Origin of the sequence: Qipengyuania atrilutea (assembly GCF_013370205.1) — a bacterium.
In the GTDB taxonomy this organism is placed as follows: Bacteria; Pseudomonadota; Alphaproteobacteria; order Sphingomonadales; family Sphingomonadaceae; genus Actirhodobacter; species Actirhodobacter atriluteus.
Genome location: NZ_JABWGV010000013.1, coordinates 1 through 1,748 on the forward strand (window position 1 = coordinate 1; position 1,748 = coordinate 1,748).

Annotated in this window: 3 protein-coding genes; all 3 read right to left on the bottom strand. The window is 57.2% G+C overall.

Annotation, left to right across the window (positions count from 1 at the left end):
- Window positions 1-304: 304 nt before the first annotated feature.
- Window positions 305-595, bottom strand: a complete 291-nt coding sequence (locus HUV48_RS14140) for a hypothetical protein (protein ID WP_176268377.1) — start codon at window positions 593-595, stop codon at window positions 305-307.
- A 107-nt stretch (window positions 596-702) separates the two neighbouring features.
- Window positions 703-924 carry a hypothetical protein gene (locus tag HUV48_RS14145; protein ID WP_176268378.1) on the bottom strand — a complete coding sequence of 74 codons (222 nt, stop codon included), beginning with the start codon at window positions 922-924 and terminating at the stop codon, window positions 703-705.
- 85 nt (window positions 925-1,009) lie between these two features.
- Window positions 1,010-1,552 carry a recombinase family protein gene (locus tag HUV48_RS14150; RefSeq protein WP_176268379.1) on the bottom strand — a complete coding sequence of 181 codons (543 nt, stop codon included), beginning with the start codon at window positions 1,550-1,552 and terminating at the stop codon, window positions 1,010-1,012.
- Window positions 1,553-1,748 lie beyond the last annotated feature (196 nt).

Below are 1,748 nucleotides of genomic sequence, written 5' to 3' on the forward strand. Positions count from 1 at the left end.
TGGTGAGCCCTGCTGGGTTACTCAAGGGTCTGACGATCTCGACACCATCTTCGACCGTTTGCAGCGTTTGATCGGGACGCTCGTTTACGGTGCTGGCAGAAGGTTTGGGATCATTTTGAGTGGCGATCTTAGGAGCGTTGTGTTGGGTCATAATACGACAGTTGCACACACTGTGCAGGCGTCAATGAGTTCATGATCAAGGACGCTTAGGGATCGTCAGCAAGATACGGGTCGTGCCCGAAGGCACGACCCTATCCCCCATCGTCGAGCGAAGGTAACACACTCTTCGACAGTAGCGGTGAAGTTACCGGTTTCCGGTAGCTGGGATGCCAAGCTGAGCAGCGATCGTCGGGTCCAGACGATAGGATCGAGCTTCCTTCGCACGGCCACTGAACTTGAGGATACCGGGTTTACGACCATCGGCGCAGACGAAGCGTCCATCCTCCCCTTCGATCAGGATCGCGCGCGCGAAGGTTTGGATGTCCGGTGGAGTGCGCTTGCGTGCCTTACCGATCTGGTAGGTGCCGTTGATGATGGCAGCGAAGCGCTCGTCGCCATCGCTATCGATCAGTGCAAGCTTGGGGTTGTGGTTCATTCTAGCCTCCTTTGATTTGTCAGAGGCCGATTTAGCTACACACAAAGTCGTCCAATAGCCAATGGCTTATTTCGGGCCGTAATTTGCTGATTATATGTGAACTTTTTCTACCACCTCCCCAAAGTGCGACGGCGCGAGCGACCGGGAAGGTCATCAACATGTCCGCCAATATCGGCGCCAAGGACAGTCGTGCAGGTCGGTGTGATCGGGGGTTCGGGAAGTTTCGCCGTGCGGCGGTGCTGGATGATAACGCCGGTTAGGGTGGCGGCGGTTCTGATCAGTCCGAGCACAACTGTGGCGATCAGCAAGGCGGTAGTAAGGTCAAGCATTCGGTTCTCCTTGTTGCATGCGAGCCTTTTACCACCCGATGAGTCCTAACTCCCGGGATTTTACTGTGCACCAACATGAACCAACCTACGATGCCAACGCTCGATAGACGCTTGCACGGGCGATCCCCATCTCGCGTGCGATAGCAGCGGGACCGATCCCGGTGGCATGAAGCTCCTTCACGCGTGCAGGATCGATGGTGGGCTTGCGTCCCCGGTAGCGTCCTTCCGCCTTGGCCTTGGCGATCCCTTCGGCCTGTCTTTCTCGCCGGATGTCGTTTTCGAACTGCGCTACGGCTCCGAGGATCGCCATCATCAACTTGCCCGTCGAGCTATCGGTATCGACACCTGACTGGTTCAAGCACTGGAACGCGACCTTCTTGTCGGTCAGCTTCTCGATGATCCGGTGAAGATCACCCACCGACCTTGCCAGTCGATCGAGCCGGGTCACTACCAGCGTGTCGCCCTCCCGCACGAAGTCGATCGCCTGCGCCAGTTCGACCCGATCCTTGGTCGAGCGTGCCGAGACCTTCTCGGCGAAGACCTTCTCGCATCCGGCTGCTTCCAAGGCATCGTTCTGGATGTCGAGCGACTGTCCGGTCGAACTTACACGCGCATAGCCTACCAGCATCGGGCCTCCTGTCTCATTGATCTCTAGAGGCAGACTCTCACATGTCTGAAAATTGTCGAACTAATTCAAACGAGACGCCCATACTGTCTCATGACCGATGCCCCGTGCGGGTTTACCTATGTGGACGCGAGGAGGTGTGGATGTCGGGTTACCATGGTGGCCGATCGTCATCCGGACTGGGATCAGAGGGACGGTG